This is a genomic window from Pseudorhodoplanes sp., from assembly GCA_032027085.1.
Taxonomy (GTDB): Bacteria; Pseudomonadota; Alphaproteobacteria; order Rhizobiales; family Xanthobacteraceae; genus Pseudorhodoplanes.
Window position 1 is genome coordinate 1,266,728 of the sequence record JAVSMS010000001.1, and the last position, 16,394, is coordinate 1,283,121.

General features: G+C 63.5%; 16 protein-coding genes. 9 read left to right on the plus strand and 7 right to left on the minus strand.

What is annotated here, in order from left to right; all coding sequences use genetic code 11:
* Window positions 1-124 precede the first annotated feature (124 nt).
* The 5 genes from yidC (at window position 125) to RO009_06180 (ending at window position 4,623) form a co-directional block, all read left to right on the plus strand.
* Window positions 125-1,957, plus strand: a complete 1,833-nt coding sequence (gene yidC, locus RO009_06160) for a membrane protein insertase YidC (GenBank protein ID MDT3684607.1) — start codon at window positions 125-127, stop codon at window positions 1,955-1,957.
* Window positions 1,958-2,063: 106 nt separating this feature from the next.
* Window positions 2,064-2,708, plus strand: a complete 645-nt coding sequence (yihA, locus tag RO009_06165; protein ID MDT3684608.1) for a ribosome biogenesis GTP-binding protein YihA/YsxC — start codon at window positions 2,064-2,066, stop codon at window positions 2,706-2,708.
* Window positions 2,709-3,074, plus strand: coding sequence for a DUF423 domain-containing protein (locus RO009_06170; protein ID MDT3684609.1), 366 nt, complete (start codon window positions 2,709-2,711; stop codon window positions 3,072-3,074).
* Window positions 3,075-3,143: 69 nt separating this feature from the next.
* Window positions 3,144-3,989, plus strand: a complete 846-nt coding sequence (gene argB, locus RO009_06175; protein ID MDT3684610.1) for an acetylglutamate kinase — start codon at window positions 3,144-3,146, stop codon at window positions 3,987-3,989.
* A gap of 238 nt (window positions 3,990-4,227) precedes the next feature.
* Entirely contained in the window at window positions 4,228-4,623 is a 396-nt protein-coding gene (locus RO009_06180; GenBank protein MDT3684611.1) for a hypothetical protein, read from the plus strand.
* Between the two features lie 1,070 nt (window positions 4,624-5,693).
* Here RO009_06180 and RO009_06185 read toward each other — a convergent pair.
* The 3 genes from RO009_06185 to RO009_06195 form a co-directional block, all read right to left on the minus strand.
* Window positions 5,694-6,296, minus strand: a complete 603-nt coding sequence (locus tag RO009_06185; protein MDT3684612.1) for a TIGR02594 family protein — start codon at window positions 6,294-6,296, stop codon at window positions 5,694-5,696.
* A gap of 332 nt (window positions 6,297-6,628) precedes the next feature.
* Window positions 6,629-7,288, minus strand: coding sequence for a methionine biosynthesis protein MetW (gene metW, locus RO009_06190; protein ID MDT3684613.1), 660 nt, complete (start codon window positions 7,286-7,288; stop codon window positions 6,629-6,631).
* A 2-nt stretch (window positions 7,289-7,290) separates the two neighbouring features.
* The gene (locus RO009_06195) at window positions 7,291-8,484 is read right to left on the minus strand and encodes a homoserine O-acetyltransferase (GenBank protein MDT3684614.1); all 1,194 of its coding nucleotides are present in this window, start codon (window positions 8,482-8,484) and stop codon (window positions 7,291-7,293) included.
* Window positions 8,485-8,764: 280 nt separating this feature from the next.
* On the opposite strand from RO009_06195, the gene RO009_06200 reads away from it, so the two are divergent.
* From RO009_06200 to RO009_06210, 3 genes are all read left to right on the plus strand, one after another.
* A complete protein-coding gene (locus RO009_06200) occupies window positions 8,765-9,631 on the plus strand; it encodes a chorismate mutase (protein MDT3684615.1) in 867 nt (288 codons plus the stop codon).
* Between the two features lie 137 nt (window positions 9,632-9,768).
* Complete coding sequence (hisC, locus tag RO009_06205) at window positions 9,769-10,872, plus strand: histidinol-phosphate transaminase (protein ID MDT3684616.1); 1,104 nt, start codon at window positions 9,769-9,771, stop codon at window positions 10,870-10,872.
* Window positions 10,873-11,014: 142 nt separating this feature from the next.
* A complete protein-coding gene (locus RO009_06210) occupies window positions 11,015-11,983 on the plus strand; it encodes a prephenate/arogenate dehydrogenase family protein (GenBank protein MDT3684617.1) in 969 nt (322 codons plus the stop codon).
* 98 nt (window positions 11,984-12,081) lie between these two features.
* On the opposite strand, the gene RO009_06215 is transcribed toward RO009_06210, so the two are convergent.
* Window positions 12,082-13,233 (minus strand): DUF2125 domain-containing protein, encoded by a 1,152-nt coding sequence (locus tag RO009_06215; GenBank protein MDT3684618.1) that lies wholly within the window; start codon window positions 13,231-13,233, stop codon window positions 12,082-12,084.
* Between the two features lie 153 nt (window positions 13,234-13,386).
* Here RO009_06215 and RO009_06220 point away from each other — a divergent pair, with 153 nt between their 5' ends.
* Window positions 13,387-14,004: a gamma-glutamylcyclotransferase gene (locus RO009_06220; protein MDT3684619.1), complete on the plus strand. Its 618-nt coding sequence runs from the start codon at window positions 13,387-13,389 to the stop codon at window positions 14,002-14,004.
* Here RO009_06220 and RO009_06225 read toward each other — a convergent pair.
* From RO009_06225 to RO009_06235, 3 genes are read right to left on the minus strand one after another with little or no spacing between them, the layout of a single operon-like run.
* Window positions 13,962-14,711 carry a lysophospholipid acyltransferase family protein gene (locus tag RO009_06225; protein MDT3684620.1) on the minus strand — a complete coding sequence of 250 codons (750 nt, stop codon included), beginning with the start codon at window positions 14,709-14,711 and terminating at the stop codon, window positions 13,962-13,964. The two genes, RO009_06220 and RO009_06225, sit on opposite strands and share 43 nt — an antisense overlap.
* 21 nt (window positions 14,712-14,732) lie before the next feature.
* Entirely contained in the window at window positions 14,733-15,380 is a 648-nt protein-coding gene (locus RO009_06230; GenBank protein ID MDT3684621.1) for a YdcF family protein, read from the minus strand.
* 52 nt (window positions 15,381-15,432) lie between these two features.
* Window positions 15,433-16,389: an ABC transporter permease gene (locus RO009_06235; GenBank protein MDT3684622.1), complete on the minus strand. Its 957-nt coding sequence runs from the start codon at window positions 16,387-16,389 to the stop codon at window positions 15,433-15,435.
* Window positions 16,390-16,394 lie beyond the last annotated feature (5 nt).

The window sequence follows — 16,394 nt, forward strand, 5'->3', positions numbered from 1 at the left end:
AGCTGCCCTTCGAGCGGATCAGGCAGGATCTGGAGCAAGCGGTCGCCCGCGCCCATTCCCCGAATTCGACAGCACGCAAGCCTGCCGTAGACAGGCGCCACAGACCCACGACCGAGAACACGCGATGAACGACCAGAAGAACATGTTTATTGCCATCGGGCTGTCCGCCCTGGTCCTGATCGTGTGGCAATATTTTGTCGGCATGCCGCAGATGGAGAAGCAGCGGCAGGAAGCGCAGCTCAAGCCGCAGCAAACCCAGCAGCAGACGACGCAGACGCCAGGCGCACCCGGTGCGCCGGCGCAACCCGGCGGCACACCGCAGGTTCAGGTGCCGGGTCAGCCGTCGGCCATTCCCGGTCAGGCCGCAACCCGCGAAGCCGTGCTGGCAGCATCTCCCCGCGTCGCCATTGAGACCGCCGACCTCAGAGGCTCGATCTCGCTGAAAGGCGCTCGCCTCGACGATATCGCGTTGATCAAGTTCCGCGAGACCGTTGACCCGAAATCGCCGCCGATCGTGCTGCTGGCGCCGTCGGGCTCGCCCCATCCCTTCTATTCCGAGTTCGGCTGGGTCGCCGGCAGCGGCGCCAAGGTGAAATTGCCGAACGCCGACACAGTCTGGACCCAACAGGGCGCAGGCCCGCTCACGGTCAGCAAGCCGGTCACCCTGACTTACGACAACGGCGAAGGTCTCGAATTCCGCCGCGTCATTTCCGTGGACGACAAATATCTGTTCACCATCGAGGACGGTGTCACCAACAAGACCGATGCGCCGATTTCCCTATTTCCCTATGCGCTGATCTCGCGCCACGGCACGCCGAAGACGCTCGGCTACTACATTCTCCATGAAGGCCTGATCGGCGTGATGGGCGAACAGGGCCTAAAGGAGGTCACCTATTCCGACATCGAAAAGGCGAAGGAACAGACCTTCAAGGTCACCAATGCCTGGTTCGGAATTACCGACAAATACTGGGCGGCGACACTGCTGCCGGAAACGACGGCCAGCCTGCAGGCGCGCTTCTCGTCGGGGCAGATCGGCTCGCTGCGCACATATCAAACCGACTATCTGCTGGACCAGGTCACCGTTGCGCCTGGCGGCACTGGCACCGCGAAAGGCCGCCTCTTCGCCGGCGCCAAGGAAGTGAATGTGGTCGACGGCTATGACAGAGCGCTCAATCTCAACCGCTTTGAATTGCTCATCGACTGGGGCTGGTTCTACTTCATCACCAAGCCGCTGTTCTCGGTGATCGATTGGCTGTTCCGCTGGCTCGGCAATTTCGGTCTCGCCATCCTGGCCGTGACCGTGATCATCAAGGCCGTCTTTTTCCCGCTCGCCAACAAGTCCTACGCCTCGATGGCGAAGATGAAGGCGGTGCAACCGGAAATGATGCAGATCCGCGAGCGCTATGGCGACGACAAGGTCAAGCAGCAGCAGGCACTGATGGAGCTGTACAAGAAGGAGAAGATCAATCCGCTCGCCGGCTGTCTTCCCATTGTGGTGCAGATCCCGGTCTTCTTCGCCCTCTACAAGGTGCTCTTCGTCACCATCGAGATGCGGCACGCGCCCTTCTTCGGCTGGATTCAGGATCTCGCAGCGCCCGACCCGACCACGATCTTCAATCTGTTCGGCTTGATCCCGTGGAATCCCGCCGTCGTCCCCGTGCTTGGACCTTTCCTGATGCTCGGCATCTGGCCCATCATCATGGGCATCACGATGTGGTTCCAGATGAAGCTCAACCCGTCGCCTCCGGACCCGACGCAGAAGATGATCTTCGACTGGATGCCGCTGATCTTCACCTTCATGCTGGCGAGCTTCCCGGCCGGTCTTGTCATTTACTGGGCCTGGAACAACACGCTCTCGGTCGCGCAGCAATCGATCATCATGCACAAGCATGGCGCCAAGATCGAATTGTGGGACAACATCAAAGAGCTGTTCGGAAAGAAAAAGCCCCAGAGTTAGAATGTTGCTGAAATCGCCCGCGCAAGCGGGCGATTTCATTTGCAGCGCCTGTTGTGCCATACACGCTGGCCCGCCGATGATGACGGCTGCCCCGGCCCCGATCCCGATGGAAAAACAGTTCACTCACGGAGAAATGGAGGCCGGCCGCGCACTGTTCGGGGCTGACTGGCAATTCGCCTGGGCGGCGAGTTCGCTGGAAACGCTGCCGAAGATGCAAGGCGTGGAGATCGCCTTTGCGGGGCGTTCCAATGTCGGCAAGTCGAGCCTGATCAACGCCCTGACGAACCGCAAGACGCTGGCGCGTACCTCGCATACCCCCGGCCGCACGCAGGAAATCATCTTCTTCGAGGGCAACTCCGACCTGCGCATCGCGGACATGCCAGGCTATGGCTATGCCGAGGCGCCGAAGGCGAAGGTGAAAGCCTGGACCGAATTGATCCATGCCTATCTGCGCGGTCGCGCCAATCTCGCGCGTGTCTATGTGCTGATCGATTCCCGGCATGGGCTGAAGAGCGCCGATATCGAAATGCTCGATCTGCTCGGTCAAGCCGCGGTCAGCCATCAGATCGTGCTGACCAAATGCGATCAACCGAAGGCCTCCGAGCTGGAAGAACGCATCGCCGAGATCGAGGCGGCGACCAAGAAACGCGCGGCTTTGTTTCCCGGCATTCTCACCACATCCTCGCGCGAAGGAGCCGGCATTCCCGAACTGCGCGCGGCCATCGCGCGGCTGATCAAGGAGCGAGGATAAATGTCTTTGCAGATACTCATCGCGCTCGCCAGCCTGATGGGCGCTGCCGGCATCGCGCTCGCTGCCGCGGGCGCCCACGCCAAACCTGGCACCGGGCTCGACAGCGCCAGCCAGATGCTGCTGGTTCATTCCCCCGCCATTATCGCCGCCTGCGCCGCCATCGCGCAGGGGCTGCTGTCGCGGCCGCTTGCCCTCGCCGCGCTCATTGCCATGATCTGCGGCGCGGCTCTTTTTGCCGGCGACCTCATCATGCGCGCCTATCTTGGCCACCGCCTGTTTCCGATGGCAGCGCCGACCGGCGGTGCCATCCTCATCGGCGCATGGATTCTGCTGGCGATTTCCGCGTTCGCCGCCCTGAAGTCCTGAACGCCTGCCCCTTCCGCATCCGGAACCATCCCGCTAAAAGGTCCGCCGAACCGGCAAGGACTCCCCAGCATGACCACCAGCCCGCAAGAACAGGCCCGCATCCTCTCCGAAGCGCTGCCGCATATGCAGCGCTATGACGAGGAGACCGTGGTGATCAAATATGGCGGGCACGCCATGGGCGAGGAGGATACCGCGAGGATGTTCGCGCGCGACATCGTTCTGCTCGAGCAGACCGCGATCAACCCCGTGGTGGTGCATGGCGGCGGTCCGCAGATTGCCTCCATGCTGAAGCGGCTCGGCATCGAATCGAAATTTTCGGGCGGCCTGCGCGTCACTGACGAGGCCACCATCGAGGTGGTCGAGATGGTGCTGGCCGGTTCGATCAACAAGCAGATCGTCAGTCATATCAACCAGGCGGGCGGCAAGGCGGTGGGCATGTCCGGCAAGGACGGCAACATGGTGATCGCCAAGAAAATCGGTGCCGATCTCGGCTTTGTCGGCGAGCCAGATAAGATCGACGTCACCGTGCTCAACCAGATCCTCGGACGCGAGCTCATTCCGGTGTTGGCGCCGACCGCGTCGGGCCCGAACGGCGAGACCTTCAACGTCAACGCTGACACCTTCGCCGGTTACATTGCCGGCGCGCTCAAAGCGAAGCGCCTGCTTCTTCTTACCGACGTGCCCGGGGTGCTCGACAAGTCGAAGAAGCTGATCGAGGACATGTCGGTCAACGACGTGCGCAAGCTGATCGCCGATGGCACGATCTCAGGCGGGATGATCCCGAAAGTGGAAACCTGCATCACCGCGCTGGAACAGGGCGTCGAAGGCGTGGTCATTCTCGACGGCAAGGTGCCGCATGCGGTGCTGCTCGAATTGTTCACGGACCACGGCGCGGGAACGTTGATCCACAAGTAGGTTCGCCCCTCCTCGGGGCTTGAGAGCGGGCGGGGGCCAACGGGTCCCGCAGGCGAGCTCCATAACGGGCCGAGCGAGCGGCCCGCTGCACCCTGTCAGCGGCGGTGAGGCGAAGCGGCCTCCCCCTCTTGAAACGCCAAAATCTTTTGCCAAATTTTTTTGCCGCCGGGCGGTGTGCGGTGCCCGGCGCGGACCGGCAGGGTGCCGGTTCGCATCTGCGAAGAAAGGAGGACAATCCATGAACCGCGGCCATGACGAGCGTAAGGGCCGTAATCGCGACGCCGCATTCGACCTTGATGTCTTGTTGCACCCCGCCAGGGCCTATTCGCAGCCCGACGATGTGGTCCGCGATCCGGACCTCACCCTTTATGAAAAGCGCGCCATTCTGTCGTCCTGGGCGCCCGACGCCTGCGCCGTCGAAGCCGCGCCTGGCCTGCGCGAAATTCCCGGCAATGGCGGGGTCGTTTCCTTTGACGAGGTGATGGACGCGTTGCCCTCTCTCGACGACGAATTCCATTCGCGCACGCGCGGCGTTGTGCGTCCGAAGCGGCGGCCGATTACCGAACGTCTGGCGGCACGCTGGCGCAGCCGTTCCGGCGACGGCGGCCTCGGATCGCCGCAGCCGGCGCGTTGACGAGAGGCAGCCATGGAGCCAAAAATTCTAGCGATGATCCTGCTTGTCGGCGCGATCGAAGCAATGGCTTTTATTGCTGCGATAAAGGGCCGGCGCGAGCATGCTGATACATAAGTGAGCTTTTTCCTCTCCCGTTTACGGAGAGGATGGCAAGCACCCGTAGGGGGTAAGCCGGGTGAGGCGCATTGCACGACCCCTCACCCGGCTTAGATCACCGATGTCTCGCTGCGCAGCGGGAGAGGTGAATCACTACCGATTCATTTTTCAAACAGCCAACGCTCCGCCGCCCGTATTGTTTGAGGCGCCGGGATCGCCTTATTCCCTTTGTCCCTCTCTCAATGAAAGAGGGGGATGGTGCGCCGAGTGACGCAACCAAGTCCGTGTAAAGACGACCTCCTCTCGAAGGCCGCCGCGTCTCTCGACGCACCATCGCGGCGTCTTCACTGCAACGCCGGGCCGCGCTTTGTCCGGAGCCGCACTGTGCGGACGGATCAGCCAGCTCCTGGCAGAGGCCCATCAGTGGCCTCGGGCGGAGCCCCGACGTGGCCCGAGTGCCGGTTTGCGAGACCGGCCCGCGGGCGCCGCACCGGCCGAGGCCCGGAATTACCGGGCGCCGTCCAGGAAGGCCGCGCGGCGCATCTCCGCCGCGCTCCGTCCTTCGTCCCGCCTGCACGACGCCTCGCGACAAGCGCCCCAAGCGAAGCCGGAATCCGGCTTCGCCCTCTCAAGCTGCCGAACTCGCAAACATGCGAGTTCGGATGGACGAGGTGATGTGCTTATAGTCCTATCTAGGAATATTGTCAAGAGGCAATCGAGCGCTTTTCGACACTCCTGTGGTGACGCGATCGCGCGCTGCTGGATCATGGAGAACAGGGATTGTGCGGGTGGTGGCGTGCCGAGTTTATTCGTCATGGCCGGCCCTGTTGTTCCGGCCGTGATGGTTCATCAAAAATCCAGAGCCGCAGACACGATATCAATCGCGCTGCGGCTCCGGTGATCAATTCTGACTGATACAAACGCTACGCACCATCACGCCAGACGACGCAACTTCACGCAACGCATACGCAACGTCAGTTCGGCATCACATAGGCGTACACGCGGCCGCGCGGATAGGTCGCTTCCGCGACGCGGCGATTGTGATTGCCGGAGATGATGATCGGATTGCCCGATTCATCGACGCCGGAGACGATGCCGACATGGCCGCCGCGCTTGCCGCGCGACATAACCGCGATGGCGCCGACCTGCGGGCCGGAAATGCGGCGGCCGTAGGAAGCGAAAGAGCTCGCCATGTCGGAGCCGGTGCCGTTACGCCCGGAACGTTCCAGAACCATGTTCATGAAACGCGCGCACCACAGTGCGCTCTTGCCGGTCGGATTGGTGCCGATATAGCGGCGCGCTTCGCTGACAAGTCCGCTGCCGCCGAAGCTGCCGAAGGAGCCGACGCCGGTGGTGGCGGCAGCGTAGGAATTGCGCGCGGCGCGCGCGGCCCGCCGCGACGCAGTGCGCGAAGCACGTGATGCGGGCACCGCCGCGACATTGCCGGGCGTGGCATAAAGCTGGCGGGCCTCACCGGCGAGAGCCGTTGCCGCCGGTGCCTGCATGACCTGCTGCACCTGATGACGCACGATTTTCTTCTTGTAGCGGCGCGCTTCCGCCGGAGCCGAGAAAAGCACGGCTCCACAAAGTCCAAACGTACATGCCGCCCAAATGGCGGTCTTTTTCGAGTTGAGATTCATCAAATCGTCCCGTGTTGTTGTCCCTCGCTCGCGCGGACCCAGACGCCCCCACCGGGCTGCACGCGAGAACGCCACTGAGTTATCCACAGGGGCGTCGGATGGCGCGATGACGACGGAACCGGGCGAGAATGCGACGGGAATCCGGCAAGCGATTCAATTTGCAGTAATGTTTCGCAACACTTGTGATCGCGAACGATTGTTGCGCGTCAACCGCCGGTATGCGCATGATGCAAGCAGATCATGCGTGAATAACGAATATTTATAATGGGTTAACGGCCGCGTGACAGCCGGAATACCGCCTGTTCGCCGAACAGATTCCAGAACCACCACGGCGCATTGATGCGCAGGCGCGAGCCCCAGGCATTGAGCGCGACCGCGGTCTCGATCTCAGCACCGATCTCCTCGCAGAGCTGGCGGAAATCGCGGATGGTGCAGAAGTGGATATTTGGCGTGTCGTACCAGGTGTCCGGCAAATTGTCGGTGCGCGGCATGCGGCCGAGGAAGAGAAGCTTCAGCCGGATCTTCCAGTGGCCGAAATTCGGGAATGACACGACGGCGTAATGGCCGATGCGCAACATGTGCTCCAGCACCTGGCGCGGCTGCCAGGTCGCCTGCAGCGTCTGTGACAGGATCACATAGTCAAACGCGTCGTCCGGATAATCGGCGAGATCGGTATCGGCGTCGCCTTGGATCACGGCGAGGCCTTTGGCGACGCACTGGTTCACGCCCTCTCGCGAAATCTCGATGCCGCGGCCGTCGATATCCTTTGTCTCGGTGAGAATCCGCAGCAGCTCGCCGTCGCCGCAGCCGACATCGAGCACGCGCGCGCCATGCTCGACCATGTCGGCGACCACCAGAAGGTCGACGCGCGCAGAACCGGGCGTGCGATTGGCATGGGCGTCGCGCTGCTGCGGCGGGCGGGCAAGCATGGTCATGATTTCACCGGCAATCCGCGCGCATGCGCGGCGCCGTCGAGAAAGCCGCGCACGATGGCGAACAATTCCGGCTCATCGAGCAGGAAGGCGTCATGCCCCTTGTCGGTGACGATCTCGGCGAAGGAGACACGCGCATTCGAGGCGTTCAGCGCATGCACGATGGCGCGAGATTCGGACGTGGGGAACAGCCAGTCGGACGTGAAGGAGACGACGCAGATGCGCGTCTGCGTGTCCTTGAACGCGTTGGCAAGCACACCGTCATAATCGGCGGCGAGATCGAAATAGTCCATCGCCCGCGTCAGATAGAGATAGGAATTGGCGTCGAAGCGCTCGACAAAGGAAATGCCCTGATGGCGCAGATAGCTCTCGACCTCGAAATCGGCGTCGAAGGAGAAGGTCGGGTTCTCGCGGTCCTGGAACTTGCGTCCGAATTTGCGATGCAAGGCAGCGTCCGACAGATAGGTGATGTGCGCGCCCATGCGCGCCACTGCAAGCCCGCGGCGCGGATTGGTGTTCTCGACGAGATAGCGGCCGCCGCGCCATTCCGGATCGGCCATGATCGCCTGACGGCCGACCTCGTGGAACGCAATGTTCTGCGCCGAATGCCGGGTGGCGCAGGCGATCGGCAACGCCGTGAAGACACGTTCCGGATAGCTCGCCGCCCATTGCAGCACCTGCATGCCGCCCATCGAGCCGCCGGCGATGGCGAACAAGGTGCCGATGCCGAGATGATCGAGCAGCATCGCTTGTGCGCGGACCATGTCGCGGATGGTGATGACGGGAAAATCGAGCCCCCAGGGCTTTCCGGTTTTCGGATTGATGGACGCGGGTCCGGTGCTGCCCATGCAGGCGCCGATGACATTGGCGCAGACGACGAAATAGCGCTCGGTATCGATGGGACGCCCCGGGCCCACCATGGTCTCCCACCAGCCATTCTTCCGGGTCACCGGGTGAACGCTGGCGACATGCTGGTCGCCGGTCAGCGCATGGCAGATCAGCACGGCATTGCTGCGCGCGGAGTTGAGCGTGCCGTAGGTCTTGTAAGCAATCTGAAAGGGCGACAGCGCCACCCCGGCATCCAGCCTCAGCGGCTTGTCCGGACCGAAGCGGACAATCTCGGAGTCGCGCGGATGATCGGCCTCGCGCGTCCCCGCGGCGTCCTTTGCCACGTTCAGATGTGCCTCAACCATACCGTAAAACCCGGACTCCCCGGTCCGGGCCGGGGCTGTCTTAGGTAGGCCCCCGGTCATTTCTGTCAATGTTTTCTTTGATTTGGCGGCCTGCCCACTCTATCAAGGCTGCGCCCAGTGAATTTGAACCTTATCCTGAGGAGGCGGCCAACGGGTCCGCGCAAAGCGCGGCCCGATGGTAAATTCCGCCGTCTCGAAGGATGAAGCCAATGCAGGGCGCCCCATTCTTCGAGACGCATCGCCTCGCGATGCTCCTCAGGATGAGGCGTTGGAAGCAGAGATGTCCGAGAATACCAAAGCTCCATCCCTTGCCGCTCTGCGCGCCGAAATCGACCGCATCGACGAAAGCATGCACAGGCTGCTGATCGAGCGCAGCCAGATCATCGAGAACCTCATCAAGGTGAAGGGCACGCAGGAATCCGGCTCCGCCTTTCGGCCGGCGCGCGAAGCCGCGATGATGCGGCGGCTGGTGCAGCGGCATCAAGGCATCCTGCCGCTCGATACCGTCGAGAGCATCTGGCGCGTGATCATCGCCACCTTCACGCATGTGCAGGCGCCGTATGCGGTGCATGCCGACATTACAGCGGGCGAGCCCGCCATGCGCGACAGCGCGCGCTTTCATTTCGGATTCACGGTGCCGCTCAAGGAACATGCCGGCGCCGGTGGCGTGGTCGCCGCGGTGACGACATCAAAGGGCGACCTCGGGCTGGTGCCGGCAACGGAAATCGCCGGCGCGGGGGCCTGGTGGACGGCTTTGGAGGCGGAGGCGGCGCCCAAGATCATCGCCCGGCTGCCCTTCGTCGAGCGGCCCGACCACCCGGCCTCGCTGCCGGTCTTCGCGATTTCTCGATCCGCGCCGGACGCGGTGGCGACCGACGTGCAGGTCTACAGCGTGCGGGTGTCGGGCTGGAGCGCCAAAGCAGCAAAGGTGCTGGCCGGCCTCGCCGAGGCCGTCGCAGTGCCGGACGGCGCCTACGACGGGGCGGCCCTGCTGATTTCGGTGCCGCAGAACCGGAATCTCAGCGATATCACCGATGCCCTTATCGGGGCCGGGGTGTCGATCCGCTCGACGGCCCTCGTCGGCAGCCACGCAAGTCGCTATACGGTCACCGGCGGCGGGCAGCCGGAACCGGCGGCGCGCCCCTAACAGATGGGTCATCGCCCGCGCAAGCGGGCGATCCAGTAACCCCCTGACGGCCTTGGCGCATTGCCTCAGCCTGAAACACGGTGATTACTGGATGCCCCGCTTTTGCGGGGCATGACGGAACAATGAGGATTGTTGCAATGACTGCCCCCTTGCGTCCGCAGCCGCGTCCCGGCGTGCTCGATATCGCGGCCTATGTGCCGGGAAAGAGCAGCGCGCCCGGCGTCGCCAAGGTGTTCAAGCTCTCCTCGAACGAGAGCCCACTTGGTCCGAGTCCGAAGGCAATCGAGGCCTACCGGCATTGCGCGGAGCATCTTGAGGATTATCCGGACGGCGCGGCAACCGAGCTGCGTGAGGCGATCGGCCGAACCTATGGCCTCGATCCGGACCGCATCATCTGCGGCGCGGGATCGGACGATCTGCTGAATCTTCTGGCGCGCGCCTATCTCGCCGACGGGGATGAGGCGATCCACACCACGCACGGCTTTCTCATGTACCCGATCGCAGCTTTGGGCGCCGGCGCCAAGCCCGTGGTCGCGGCGGAAAAGAATTACACTGCGGACGTCGACGCCATCATCAAGGCTGTGACGCCGAGAACCAAGATCGTGTTCCTCGCCAACCCGAACAATCCGACCGGCACTTACGTTCCGTTCGACGAGGTGAAGCGTCTGCACCGCGCGCTGCCGCCGCATGTGCTGCTGGTGCTCGACGCAGCCTATGCGGAATATGTGACCAAGAATGACTACGAATCCGGCATCGAACTGGTGGCGACATCCGAGAATGTCGTGATGTGCCGGACGTTCTCAAAGATCCACGGGCTCGCGGCGTTGCGCGTCGGCTGGATCTATGGGCCGGCGCATATCATCGACGCGCTCAACCGTATCCGCGGACCGTTCAACGTCAACGCGCCGGCGATCGCCGCCGGGGTGGCGGCGCTCGCCGACACCGCGCATCTGGAGAAATCGCGCGCACACAACGAGAAGTGGCTGCCCTGGCTGACCGAGGAGATTTCAAAACTCGGACTCACGGTCACGCCCAGCGTCGCCAATTTCATTCTCATCCACTTCCCGGACACGCCGGGCAAGACGGCGGCGGAGGCCGACAAGGTGCTCACGTCGAAAGGCTGCGTGCTGCGCGCGGTGAAGGCCTATCACCTGCCGAACGCGTTGCGCATGAGCGTCGGCACCGAGGAGGCGAACCGGCTGGTGGTGAATACACTGGCCGAGTTCATAGGGAAGGCATGAGCACCACTGACAAACCTCGTGTCCCGGGTGCAGTGCAGCGTGTAACGCTGCGCTGCAGACCCGGGACCGATTTCAACTCTCATGGGTCCCGGCTCTGCGGCACAACGCTTGCGTTGCGCCGCGTCCGGGACACGATGCCGAGATGACTACCCCTCCCCTCATTTCGAAACTCGCCCTGATCGGCGCCGGGCTGATCGGCGGATCGATTGCGCGTGCGGCGCGCGCATCGGGCGCAGCAAAAACCATCGTCGCCACCGCGCGCTCTCCGGAGACGCGGCGGCGGGTGATGGAGCTTGGCTTTGCCGATCAGGTGACGGACACAAATGCCGAAGCGGTGAAGGACGCTGACCTTGTCATCGTCTCGATCCCGGTCGGGGCATCGGGCGCGGTGGCGAAGGAGATCGGTCCGCACCTGAAGACAGGCGCGATCCTTTCGGACGTCGGTTCGGTCAAGGGCTCGGTGGTGCGCGACATGGCGCCCTTCGTGCCGGAGGGCGTGCATTTCATCCCCGCGCATCCGGTCGCCGGCACGGAAAATTCCGGCCCCGATTCGGGCTTCGCGGAATTGTTCGTCAATCGCTGGTGCATCCTCACGCCGGTGCACGGCACTGAAGACGCCGCGACCGAAAAGCTGAAAGCGTTCTGGGAAAAGCTCGGCGCCAAGGTCGCCACCATGACGCCGGAGCATCACGATCTGGTGCTGGCGATCACCAGCCATCTGCCGCATCTGATCGCCTACACCATCGTCGGCACCGCCAACGAACTCGGCGAGGTGACGGAATCCGAAGTGCTGAATTACTCCGCCGGCGGCTTCCGCGATTTCACCCGCATCGCCGCCTCCGATCCGACCATGTGGCGCGACGTGTTCCTGCACAACAAGGAGGCCGTCTTGGAAATGCTCGGCACCTTCAACGAGGATCTCGCCAAGCTCACGCGCGCAATCCGGCGCGGCGACGGCGAAGCCCTGTTCGAGCATTTCAGCCGCACCCGTGCGATCCGGCGCGGCATCATCACCATCGGACAGGATTCGGCCGCGCCGGATTTCGGCCGCAAGCACGCGCCGCTGCCGGGCGCGCCGATTGCGCGGCCCTATGCGATGGATGGGGATTGATTTTTGGTCGTCTTCGCCTGCGAAAGCGGGGGATCCGTAAATACAAGGCCTTCGGTGACTCCTGGATGCCCCGCTTGCGCGGGGCATGACCACCCTGCCTAAAACAACGGCCCCACCTTCCCGAGCCGAATCGGGCCAAGCTGAATCTCACCGTCGACGACGCGCAGCGGCAGTCGCACAGCCTTGCGGCCTTCTAGTTCCGCCGGTTGTCCCAGCAATGCCGCGCCGGCGGCAACGCCAAGCCCCGCACGCTGACGTGCAAGCCCGCCGAGTCCGGGAATCATGCGATCCAGCGAATTGAAGGCAGAATCGAGTTTCTGCGCCGCAGCACTGTCGGCCCGCACCAGTTGGTCGGCATTGAGCGCCGGCAGGAGCTTGTCGAGACCCGCCACCGTCACCTGTAACTCGCCGTTCAATTGTCCGGCCGGATTCAGCGTGAGTGTTCCCGCCGCAACAGCAAGCGCCTCGCCCTGGCGGATGCGCGCGGCGCGCACTTCGATACGGCCGTTCCCCTGCTGGATTTCGCGGAAACGCTGTACCCAGGGTTTCGGATCGAAATTCTGCAAACCGACAAGCTGGGTGTCGATGTCGGCGTCGAAAGGTTGCTCGGCGAGCGGATGCAGGCTCGGCGCCACGGCGCCGACGAGATTGAGCGCAAGATCGATCACCGGCTTGTCGCGCACGGTGCCGCCGGCAAGACGCCCGTGCAGTTCGGCGTGCTTTGCGGTGAATGTCCGTTCTGGCGCGGCGCCATCATGCCGGTCCAGCACGGGATCATCGAACACAATCGAGACGCGCTCGGGTTGCCGCGGCGTCCCGCGTATCGACGCACGTCCAAGCGACCAGTTGGCAGCGAGCTTCGCCGGCTGGCCGGGATCGGCCACCGAGAGCGGACCGTCGAATTCGGCGATCAGATGATTCGGCTGATAGATCTGCAGAGCCACCAGAAGATCGGCGGCGCGCAGGGCGACCGGCGGCCGGGTCGAGCCAAATTCAGCCTGCGGATTGGTGCAGCGGACTTCGATGCGGAACGGGAAGCCACCGACGCTCTCCTGCGCGCAGCCATACACGCGGCCGGACTTTGCCTCACGCTGGCGCCAGTCGATGATGATGTCCTGCGCCTTGTCGGCGGCGTAGAACCAGAACGCGCTCCAGCCACCCGCCAGAATGATCAGGATGAGCACGGGCACCAACAGCGGCCAGGATCGGCGCCGGGCCGGCTCGGGATAATCCATCCTGTATGAATCCATGCGGCGGTTCCGGTGGTAGGTATTGCTGTGAGGGCCCCAAATGCGGCGTTTCGATGAACAGGCCCCGGCTGGCAGGATATCGTTTGGATTGCGAGCGCCGCCACCTCCTGTTACCCGAAGCGGGACGCCTTTTGCGGACTATTTTTCCCACCCATGAATCTTGCCATCGACGAAATTCCGGAAGACTTGTGGGTGTTCGGATACGGCTCGCTGATGTGGCGGCCGGGCTTTCCCTTTGCCGAGAAAGTACCGGCGCGAATGACCGGGCTGCATCGATCTCTCTGCGTCTATTCCTTCGTCCACCGCGGCACGCCGGAACATCCCGGGCTGGTGCTGGGCCTCGATCGCGGCGGCGCCTGCCGCGGCATCGCTTTTCGCGTCACTATGGCAGATCGCAGCAAGACTCTTCGCTATCTCCGGGAACGCGAGCAGGTCACCTCGGTCTATGTGGAGACACTGCGCGGCGTCTGGCTCACGACTCAGCCGGAGCGACGGGTGCAAGCCCTGACCTATGTCGTCGACCGCGGACACCCGCAATATGCCGGGCGGCTGTCACTCGACGAACGGCTGCATCATATCCGGCAGGGACACGGACAATCCGGCGCCAATCGTGACTATGTGCTGTCCACGGTGCAGACACTTGAGTCGATGGGGTGCCGCGACACCGAGCTCCATAAGCTGGCCGAGCGGCTGAAAGGCGGCCATGACGGCCACGCGGCGGTCGGTGCTCACGCGGCTCTTGTCACGCCTGCGCGTTCAAGCTCCCGCTGACCTTCCGCGACGAGACGCGCCGTCGCGCCTTCAATGCTGTCCTGCAGCCGCCTCACAAAATCCTGCTTGTCGAGCCCGGGCACAATCGGCTCGAGGATTTCGACGCGGATCGTCCCCGGGTAGCGCATGAATGAGCGCCGCGGCCAGAACAGTCCGGAATTCAGCGCAACCGGTACGCAGGCAATAGCGAGCTCGGCATAGAGATGCGCAACGCCGAACTTGTATTTCGGTTCGGCGCCGGGCGCGCGCCGCGTACCCTCCGGGAAGATGATGATCTGGCGGCCGCGGGCGGCTTCGTTTTTCGCGTTCTCGGTCATCCACGTGAGCGCCTGCGAACCGGCGCCGCGATCGACCGGAATCATTTCGGCCTTGCGCGCGCACCAGCCGAAAAACGGAATCCACATCAGCTCGCGCTTGAGCACATATGCGGGGTCGTCGAACACCGTCATCAGCGCAAAGGTTTCCCACAGGGACTGATGCTTGGAGCCGACAAGAACCGCGCCGTGCGGAATACGCCCGGCACCGACAATTTCCATGCGGATGTTGCAGATCACGCGTAGCAGCCAGAAATTGACGTGACTCCAGTTCTTCACCAGCCAGATCAGCGCGTGCCGCGGCATCAGCAGGGTCGGCAGCGCCACGATGAGATAGATGAACAGCACCAGATAGAAGGCGAGATTGAACAGAAAGGAACGAAGAGCGATCACGGGGCAATTCCGAAGGGGCGGTCAGGCAATCTGGAACGGCAGCCACATGCGGCCGAGGGCGACGGTATACTTCACATATTCCCAAAAGAGGAGCCGCAAGGTCGGCCCATTCGACCAGCTTGCGCGCAATTGCTCGCCCACCACCGGAAAGGCGATCAGCACGATGTCGGGCAGTTGATGCCTGAGCTCGGCCATCGCCCGCGGCATGTGATAATTCGATGTCACCACGATGATCGATTTGAAGCCGCGCTCATTCACCCAGCGCCGGGTTTCGGTGGCATTGCCGATGGTGTTCAGCGCCGAGCGGTCGAGATCGACGCAGCAGGCGAAAATCTTGCCGTAGCCCGGTTTGAGCCGCTTGATCTCGCGCTCGCTGGTGAGGCGGTGCACGCCGGTGATCAGCAATCGCTTGCCGCGCCCATTGGCCAGCAGTTCGACCGCATCCTCGATGCGCGAGGCGCCCCCGGTCAGCACCACGATGCCGTCGGCATTGCGCCGAAGAGCCACCTCCTCGGTCGGCACATTGAGCAGGAAAACGCCGAAGCCGGCGGCGAAGAGTCCAATCAGGCCGGCGACGACCAGCGCCAGCAGCTTCAGCAGCCGCATCATGCGGCTGCCGCGGGGACCATGCCCCGTGTCCGGGTTAACCTGAGACTCTGCGGCGCCCATTTCCTCAATCCCTGCCAATCATGGCATGCGCCAGCGGAGGCATCGCGTGTCCTCAAAATCCGTCCAGCGTCTGAAACACCGTGCGCCGGGACGTCAGCGCGGCGATCACAGCAATCAGCGCGATCTGCAAGAGAATGGCAATATAACCATTCAGGCCAATCGAAAAGCTGCCGAACAGGGCTTCGAACTGGTCAGCCCAGGGGGTGCCCGCGAACCAGCTCGCGCCCGAACCAAGGATGAGAAACAAGAGGATCGCGGCGCCGCCGCCGATCAGCCCGCCCTTGAGGCCAAGAAACAGAAAATGCCGCTGAAACTGGCCGACGATGAAGCGGTCGCGGGCGCCGATCAGATGCAGCACTTCCACGATCGAGCGATTGGCAGCCATGGCGCCGCGGGTGGCAAAGGTCACCGACAGCACGGTGGCGGCGAACATCAGCACCAGAATGACGATGCCGGCGATGACGGCGCTGTTGGCCATGGCGCGCATGCGGTCGACCCAGGAACGGTGATCGTCCAGCGTCGCGCCCTGCACCTGTTCGGCGAGACGCCGGCGCAGCGCAGAAAGATCGGCGCCCGCCCCGGGGTCGACCTTGACCACGATCAGGCGCGGCACCGGCAGCTCGTCGATGGCGAGATTGCGGCCGAGCCAGGGCTCGAGCAGCTTGGCGGACTCCTCGCGGCTATAGACCCGAACCTCGGAGATTCCCGGAAAGGCGCGCACGATATCGGCGGCGCGTCTCACTTCCGCCTCGGCATCGCGGCCGGCGATCGTGCGAATTTGCACCGTGACTTCGCGCGCCACATCCGACTGCCAGTCGCTCGCGGTCGTGCGCACCAGCATGACCGCGCCGGTGGTGAGGGAGGCGAGGAATGTCATGATCGCCACGACCGCGACCAGGGCGCGGCCGCTGATGGAATCCTTCGGCACGATCGGGCTTTCGACCTGCAGCAGGGCACCGCGCGGCAGATGCTGCGGCGGACCGGTCGGAGCCTGGCGGGGATCGCTCATGTCAC